Raw genomic sequence first — 7,404 nt, 5'->3', positions numbered from 1 at the left:
CTGGGGCAATCGTCGGCGAGGGGCGCGTGAAGCGCTACCGCGATTTCACCGTCGTCGTCGGCCACGACGACGAGTACGTCGTCGAGGACGGGGAGTGCACCTGCGCGGACGCGACGTACAACCTCGACGCCGAGGACCCGAGCGAGCGCTGCTGGCACGCGATCGCGGTCGATGTCGCCGACGCGGTCGGCGCGGTCGACCACCACGACATGTGGTACTCGGAGGTCCGCGAGTTCCTGTGAGCGGGGCTCGGCCGCGAGGGGAGGCGCCGTACGGATCGGCCGCCGTTCACCCGGGTGAGCCGCCGAGAGTCCGGATTTTCGCCCAGCCAGTCGAAAACGTTTACAACGGCGGCCGGTCTCTCCTACGGTATGGCGGACTGTCCACTCGCCGACGATTGCCCCAGTTTCGACGAGCGAATCGAGGGGATGGGGTGTCAACACTACGGCAACAAGGGCGGCGCGGAGTGGTGTAACCACTACGACATGCCCATCTACGAGCTGAAACAGCAGCCGGTCCAGCCCGGCGAACAGGTGATAGTCGAGGTCGACGACATCCACGAGAGCGGCGCGGGCGTGGGGCGCACCGACGACGGCTTCATCATCCTCGTCGACGGGCTCCTCCCGCCGGCGCGCGCGGAGGTGCGGATCCACCGCGTGAAGTCGAGCCACGCGACCGCGCAGGAGGTCGTCGAACGCCTCCCGGAGGATCCCGAAGAGGAGGAGGACGACGACGACGGCGACGGCGATACCGAGGCCGAGGGCGACGACGAGGAAGACGAGGGCGACCGCCGCCGCGACCGGCCGAAGCGCGAACGGCTCGGCAGCCGCGAGAACTTCTGGGGCAAGTGAGCGCGTCCCGGGGTGGCCCCACCCCACGGACAGTCCGGACGCCGCCGATCGGCCCCCTCCGGCCGAACCCCTCGACGCGAGGGGTGAAACCACCGTTTTTTGAGCGAGCGTCCCCTCGCGACGTGTATGGTCGCAGACGACGGTCCGGCCGACGCCGCTGACGCGGCCGACGACGTCGAGGACATCGACGCCGCCGAGCTGCTGGAACGGGCCGGGTTCGAGGCCGACGAGAGCGTCCTCACCGACCGACAGGCGGAGGTGCTCGCCCTCCGCGAGCGGGGGCTCCGCCAGTCCGACATCGCCGACCGGCTCGGCACGTCGCGCGCGAACGTCTCCAGCGTCGAGGCCAGCGCCCGCGACAACGTCGAGCGGGCCCGCGAGACGGTCGCGTTCGCGGAGGCGCTCGCCGCGCCGGTCCGAGTGGAGATCGACGCCGGCACGGACCTGTACGACGCCCCAAAGCGCGTGTACGACGCCTGCGACGAGGCGGGCGTGAAGGTGAACCAGACCGCGCCGGACCTGATGAAGACGATCGGCGACCGCGCCGGCGACGCGGTCCACGGCCGCGAGGTGCGCAGCCGCCTGTTCGTCACCGTCGACGCGAACGGACAGATCCGCGTGCGACAGCCGTGAGCGCCGGCGGGCGCCCCGGCCTCCGATCCCCGGCGGTCACTCCTCCAGCCGCTCCGCGACGCCGACGAGCGTCGCGCCCGCGGTGACCGTCGACTCGCGGGCGATCGAGTAGACGATCCCGTCGCGGTCGGCCGTCGCGGTCTGCAGCGGCTCGAACGTCGTCGGGTCGTGGACGGCGCCGAGCCGCTCTCCGTCGACCACTTCGTCGCCGACGGCGAGGTCACGCTCCGGGGTGAACAGCCCCGACTCGGCGGCGTTCACGCGTCCGAGGTGGTTCCGCGCGACGGTGCCGTCCCACGGCTCGGGGTCGCCCGGGAGCAGTCCCTCCCGCCGGAGGACGCCGAGCGTCCCCTTCAACCCGGCGTCGACGGCCTCGGGGACGACCTCGCGGCTGTGCGCGAGCTCCGGCGTGATCGTGGGGGTCCCCTCTCGGGTGGCGGCGACGCGGAGCTTGCCGGCGAAGCCGCGCTCGCTCCACTCCGCGTCCGCCTCGTCGCCCGCCGCCTCCGCGAGCAGGAGGTCGGTCCCGAACGCCTCCGCGAGCGACCGGCACTCCTCGTCGCCGCGCATGTAGACGGTATGCGTGAGCATCGCCGGCGACCCGGTGTGGAGGTCCACGATCGCGTCCGCCGCGCTCGCGAACGACCAGAGCCGGGCCGCCATGCGCTCGTGGAGCGTCCCCTCGTCGTCGCCGGGCCAACAGCGATTCATGTTCGAGTGGGTCGAGTCGAGCGGCTCCGGCGTGGTGTACGAGACGCGGTCGAAGGTGAGCGGGTCGGCGACGGGGACCGTCACGAGGGTGCCGTCGAGGGCGGCCGCGTCCGGAGCCCCGCCGGACCCGCCGGTCAGTCGCTCGTGGAGCCGCCGGAGGACCGCGGTGCCGTTCACCTCGCGGCCGTGCTGTGCGGCCTGCGCGTAGATCACGGGGCCGCCGTCGGCCGGGAGGTCGAGTTCGGGGCCGTCCGGGCCGTCGACGAGGCGGCCCTCGCCGTACGCGTGGACGGTCGTCCGGATCGGGACGCCCGAGGGGAGCCGCGCGAGGACGAGTTCGCTGGCGTCGTGCATATCGGGAGGTCGGGCCTGACGCGTTTATAAATCGGGGGCCGACGTTCCGGCGCGACCGACCACGGACGCTAAGTCGATGGGTCGCCGAGACGGAGCCGAGATGCGGGTCACGCTCCTCGGCACCGGCGACACGACCGGGACGCCGACCGTCGGCTGCGACTGCGACACCTGCGCCGCGGCGCGCGAGCGGGGGGTGTCGCGCTCGCGGTTCTCGGTCCACGTCGCAAACGAGCGCACCGGCGAGTCGCTGCTCGTCGACTTCAGTCCGGACTTCCGGAGCCAGTTCCTCGCTCACGACGTCAAATTGCCCGACGCCGGCATCGTGACGCACATCCACTTCGACCACCTCGACGGCCTCGGCAACGTCTACCGACTGGTCGACGGACTGCCGGTGCACGCGCCGAACGAGACCGACCCCGCCACCGACCGGAGCGTCGCCGAGACGATCCGCGAGAAGTACGACTACCTGGAAGACCGGATCGGCGTCCACGCCCGCGATCCGTTCGAGCCCTTCGAGACCTGCGGGTTCGAGGTCCGCTTCGTCCCGGTCGACCACCCGCCGCTGCTGTGTTACGGCGTCGTCATCGAGGACCCGGAGACGGGCGCGAAACTCTCGTTGACGGGCGACACGAGCTACGACGTGCCCGAGCGCTCCCGCGAGGCGCTCGCCGGCGCCGACCTCCTGCTGGCCGACGCCATCGTCCCCGCCTCGCTCTGCGAGTACCACCCGATCGGTGGGCGACACGAGGGGCCCGACGGCGTCCCGCGCACCTTCGGCACGAAGCACATGACCCGAGAGGGTGCGCTCGCGCTCGCCGAGGAGTTGGACGCCGACCGGACCCGGCTCGTCCACGTCGCGCACTACTACCCGCCCGACGAGGCGTTCGCGGAGCCCCTCGCGGTCGACGGCGAGACGTACGACCTCTGACGGGGCGCGTGCGGCGGCCGGGGCGCGGGGGCGACGCGACCGCACCGTTTTGTCTCGCTAGCACGTACCACGGCCGAGATGGGAGCGAGATCCCGACTCCGCGGCGCCCTCGACCGGCTGGAGCCGCCGCCGCGCGCGGTCGACTGGTCGCTGTTCGCGTTCGTGGCCGCGGAGGTCCTCACCGGGCTCGTCTCGTTCACCGTCGGCGTCCCCGATGGGTGGCCGCTGTTCTGGCTCCACCGCGCGCTCGGGGTCGGCATCGTCGCGCTGCTCGCGTGGAAGCTCGCGCGGGTCCGCCGGCGGCTCACGGAGCCGAGCCTGTGGCGGCGGTCGACCGCGCTGTCGGTCCTGACGCTCGTCGCCGCGCTCGGCGCGCTCGCGACCGGCGTCGTCTGGGTGTTCGGAGTCGACGTGCGGCTCTCCTACTGGACGCTCCTCTCCGTCCACGTCGGCTTCGGGCTGGCCCTCCTCCCGCTCGTGGCCGCGCACGCCGCGACCCGGTTCCGGCTCCCGCGGCGGGTCGACTTCGAGCGCCGCCGGACCGCGGTTCGGTACACCGTCCTGCTGGCCGCCGGCGCCGCGACCTACCGGCTCCAGCAGGGCGTCAACGACCTGCTCGACACGGCCGGCGCGGACCGGCGGTTCACCGGGTCACAGCCCCGCGAGGGCGACGGGAACGGCGCGTTCCCGGTCACCTCGTGGGTCGCCGACGACCCCGATCCGATCGACCGGGACGGGTACCGACTGCGGGTCGAGGGACTCGTGAGCGACCCCGTCGACCTGACCGCGGCGGACCTCGCCGCCGACCACGACCGGGAGGCGCTGCTCGACTGCACCAGCGGCTGGTACACGGTGCAGGAGTGGGGCGGGATCCGCGTCGGCGACCTGCTCGACGCGGCCGGAGAACTCGACGGCGACGCGGCCTACGTCCGGTTCACGTCCGTCACGGGGTATCGCTGGAGCCTCCCGATAGAAGAGGCCGAAGACGCACTCCTCGCGACGCACGTCGGCGGCGAGCGACTGAGCCACGGCCACGGCGCGCCGGCCCGGCTCGTCGCTCCCGACCGGCGGGGGTTCCAGTGGGTGAAATGGGTGACGCGCGTGGAGGTCAGGTCCGAGTACGACCTCGGTCAGTGGGTGGTGACGCTGGTGAGCGGGTTCGACTGAACGGCTCGCGCGGTCCGGGGGAAGCGCTACTCGTACTCGCTGCCGACGACCTCGCGGATTCGCTCCGCGGTCACCGGACCGACGCCGCCGACCTCCAAGAGGTCGTCCTCGGGCGCGGTCATCACGGCCTCGACGGTGCCGAAGTGTTCGAGGAGGGTCCGGGCCGTGACCGGACCGATGTCGGCGATGGAGGAGACGACGTACTCCTGCTGTTCCGCGCGGGTCTTCGTCGTCTTCTCGCCGTGGACGCTCACCTCGCGGTCGCGCGTCTCCTGCTCGCGCTTCGCGATCGTCGCGAGCAGCTCCGTGGTGTCGCCCTCGCCTTCGGTCCGGAGAACGCTCACGTCGAAGTCCACCGCGAGCGACGCGAGCGCGCCGCGGATCGCGTTGGGGTCGATGTCGCGCTGACCGTAGAGGTTCGTCCCCTCGACGACCATCACGGGGCGGGCGTACGCCCGCGAGAGCTCGCCGACCTGCTCGAACATCGAGCGGTCGGCGTCGAGCATCGAGTCGACGAAGTCGGCCGCCGACTTCCGCTCGACGGCGACGCGGTCGGAGAGCACGTAGTCGCCGACCGCGAGCGTCTCCAGCCGGGTGACGAGCCCGTCGCGCGTCGAGAGGTCCTTGGCGATGGAGGAGTCGAGCTCGCGCTGGTCGACGACGACCTCGACGCCCTCGTCGACGCCGGCGGTCGCGACGACGCCGTCGTCGGCGCTGCCGTCATCGGTGCTGTCGTCATCGGCGCCCGACTCCTCGGCGTCGCCCGCCTCGTCTCCGCCCGCCCGGGCCTCCGCGGCGAAGTCGGTGAGGCCGGCGTCGCCGGTGTCGCCGTCGGCCGCGTCACCCTCGGTCGCGTCGCCGTCGGCCGTGTCACCCTCGGTCGCGGTGCCTTCGTCACCCGCGACGCCCGCGTCGGCACCGGCGTCATCGGCGCCGTCGGACCCCCCGGCGAACGCGTCGAGGCCCGCTTGTCCGTCGTCGCCGACGGTCTCCTCGATGTCGTCGGTGGCCTCCTTCAGCTCGGCGAGCTGGCTGGCCATCTTCTTCTCGCGCCGCCGGGAGATCCAGAAGAACGCCTCGTCGCGGGTGTCCTCGGCCATCAGGACGACCACCTTCCCCTCGGCCTGTCTCCCCGTCCGCCCCTTGCGCTGGATCGAGCGGATCGCGGTCGGGACGGGCTCGTAGAAGCAGACCAGGTCGACCTCGGGGACGTCGAGCCCCTCCTCGGCGACCGACGTGGAGACGAGCACCTCGAACGCGCCGGCCTTGAACTCGTCGAGCGTCTCCTGCTGCTGTTTCTGGCTCATCCCGTCGGAGCCCTCCTTGTCGCCCTGGCCGACGAACTTCCGCACGTCGAAGCTCGCGGAGAGGAACTCCACGAGCGCCTCCGCGGTGTCGCGGGACTCCGTGAACAGGATCGCGCGCTCGCCCTCGTTGATGCCGAGCGTCTCCGCGAGCAGGATCCGCGCCTTCGAGAACTTCGGGTGGAGCCCGTCGAACGACTCCGTCTTCCGCATCGCCTCCCGCACCTTGGGGTCCGCGACCATCCGCTGGCTCGCCTTCGAGGCACCCGACGAGCGGGCGGCCTCGCGCTGACGCTCGAAGTAGCGTCGGACGGACTCGACCGACTGCGTCTCGACCAGCTCGGTCGCGCGCCGGAGCTTCATCACCTCGGCGTGGGTACTCATCCCCTTGTACCCGTCCGACTGGTCGTTGTCCATCATCTTCTTTAGCTTCCCGCGCATCGCGTTGAGGTCCTTCTGCGAGAGGTCGGGGTTCGTCGTGTTCGTCACCCCGAGCGACTTCAGCTTCTCCAGCCGGTCGGTGATCACCTCGTTGAGGGCGTCCCGGATCTCGAGGACCTCGTCCGGGAGCGTCACCTGCTCCCACTGGACGTCGGTGTCGTGGGTGTACTCGTCGACGTCGGCGTCGTCCTCGGTCATCACCTCCACGTTCGAGAGCCCGAGGTTCTCGCAGACCGTCTCGATCTCCTCGGTGTCGCCGCCGGGCGAGGCCGACATCCCGGTGACCAGCGGGTCGGCCGCGTCGGCGTGGTACCGCTCCGCGATGTAGACGTACGCGTAGTCTCCGGTCGCGCGGTGGCACTCGTCGAAGGTCAGATGGGTCACGTCGCGCAGCGAGATCCGGTTGCCGACGAGGTCGTTCTCGACGACCTGCGGGGTCGCGATCACGATTCGGGCGTCCGCCCAGAGCGCGGCGCGGTCGTCCGGCTTCACGTCCCCGGTGAAGACGACGATCTCGTCGTCCGGGATCGAGAGCGCCTCGCGGTAGAAGTCGGCGTGCTGCTGGACGAGGGGTTTGGTGGGGGCTAAGAAGAGGGCCTTCCCGCCGGCCTCGTGGAGCCGCTCGGCGGTGACGAGCAGGCTGACCGTGGTCTTGCCGAGGCCGGTCGGGAGGCAGACGAGGGTGTGTTCGTCGGCCGCGGACGCCGCCAGCTGGAGCTGGTAGCGGCGCTCTTGAAGGAAGTCGTCGACGAGCAGGGGTCTGTCGATGCCGGCGGCCTCGGTCGCCATCGGCGACGCTTCGCCGCCGTCGGCCTAAAGCCTTCGCGAAGCGGGGTGAAAGTTATCGCTCGACGGAGCGCTCCTCTCGGTGCTCCTCGGGTACGTCTTCGTCGACCAGCTCGGCCCACTCGGCGAGCCGGTCTCCTGATGGTGTTTGCGCGCTCATCAGAAGACGGATCTCAGTGGGGCGTCTTAACAGTTACCCCGATTCCACACCTCGTGTTCAGATAAGCTG

The 7,404-nt window shown here is 71.3% G+C and carries 7 protein-coding genes; 5 read left to right on the top strand and 2 right to left on the bottom strand.

Features of this window, described 5'->3' with window-relative positions; genetic code table 11:
* From DJ75_RS05555 to DJ75_RS05545, 3 genes are all read left to right on the top strand, one after another.
* A partial coding sequence (locus tag DJ75_RS05555; RefSeq protein WP_094523324.1) for a hypothetical protein occupies positions 1-242 on the top strand: 242 nt, incomplete at its 5' end.
* Positions 243-371: 129 nt separating this feature from the next.
* On the top strand, positions 372-851 hold the full coding sequence (locus tag DJ75_RS05550; RefSeq protein ID WP_094523322.1) for a TRAM domain-containing protein: 480 nt from the start codon (positions 372-374) through the stop codon (positions 849-851).
* Between the two features lie 126 nt (positions 852-977).
* A complete protein-coding gene (locus DJ75_RS05545; protein WP_094523320.1) occupies positions 978-1,484 on the top strand; it encodes a Tfx family DNA-binding protein in 507 nt (168 codons plus the stop codon).
* 36 nt (positions 1,485-1,520) lie between these two features.
* On the opposite strand, the gene DJ75_RS05540 is transcribed toward DJ75_RS05545, so the two are convergent.
* Entirely contained in the window at positions 1,521-2,549 is a 1,029-nt protein-coding gene (locus DJ75_RS05540) for a succinylglutamate desuccinylase/aspartoacylase family protein (protein WP_094523318.1), read from the bottom strand.
* A 100-nt stretch (positions 2,550-2,649) separates the two neighbouring features.
* On the opposite strand from DJ75_RS05540, the gene DJ75_RS05535 reads away from it, so the two are divergent.
* Entirely contained in the window at positions 2,650-3,477 is an 828-nt protein-coding gene (locus DJ75_RS05535) for an MBL fold metallo-hydrolase (RefSeq protein ID WP_094523316.1), read from the top strand.
* 78 nt (positions 3,478-3,555) lie between these two features.
* Entirely contained in the window at positions 3,556-4,644 is a 1,089-nt protein-coding gene (locus tag DJ75_RS05530; protein WP_094523314.1) for a molybdopterin-dependent oxidoreductase, read from the top strand.
* A gap of 26 nt (positions 4,645-4,670) precedes the next feature.
* On the opposite strand, the gene DJ75_RS05525 is transcribed toward DJ75_RS05530, so the two are convergent.
* Positions 4,671-7,178 (bottom strand): DEAD/DEAH box helicase, encoded by a 2,508-nt coding sequence (locus tag DJ75_RS05525; protein WP_094523312.1) that lies wholly within the window; start codon positions 7,176-7,178, stop codon positions 4,671-4,673.
* Positions 7,179-7,404 lie beyond the last annotated feature (226 nt).

This window comes from Halorubrum sp. Eb13, assembly GCF_002252895.1.
Lineage (GTDB): Archaea > Halobacteriota > Halobacteria > Halobacteriales > Haloferacaceae > Halorubrum.
Note: the sequence above shows the minus strand (reverse complement) of the source record. Positions and strands in the feature narration are given on the sequence as shown.

Bases quoted from the DNA above. Each gene is read 5' to 3' on its own strand.
- DJ75_RS05545 (WP_094523320.1), top strand. From the start codon at position 978: ATGGTCGCAGACGACGGTCCGGCCGACGCCGCTGACGCGGCCGACGAC.
- DJ75_RS05535 (WP_094523316.1), top strand. From the start codon at position 2,650: ATGCGGGTCACGCTCCTCGGCACCGGCGACACGACCGGGACGCCGACC.
- DJ75_RS05525 (WP_094523312.1), bottom strand. From the start codon at position 7,178: ATGGCGACCGAGGCCGCCGGCATCGACAGACCCCTGCTCGTCGACGAC.
- DJ75_RS05550 (WP_094523322.1), top strand. From the start codon at position 372: ATGGCGGACTGTCCACTCGCCGACGATTGCCCCAGTTTCGACGAGCGA.
- DJ75_RS05530 (WP_094523314.1), top strand. From the start codon at position 3,556: ATGGGAGCGAGATCCCGACTCCGCGGCGCCCTCGACCGGCTGGAGCCG.
- DJ75_RS05540 (WP_094523318.1), bottom strand. From the start codon at position 2,549: ATGCACGACGCCAGCGAACTCGTCCTCGCGCGGCTCCCCTCGGGCGTC.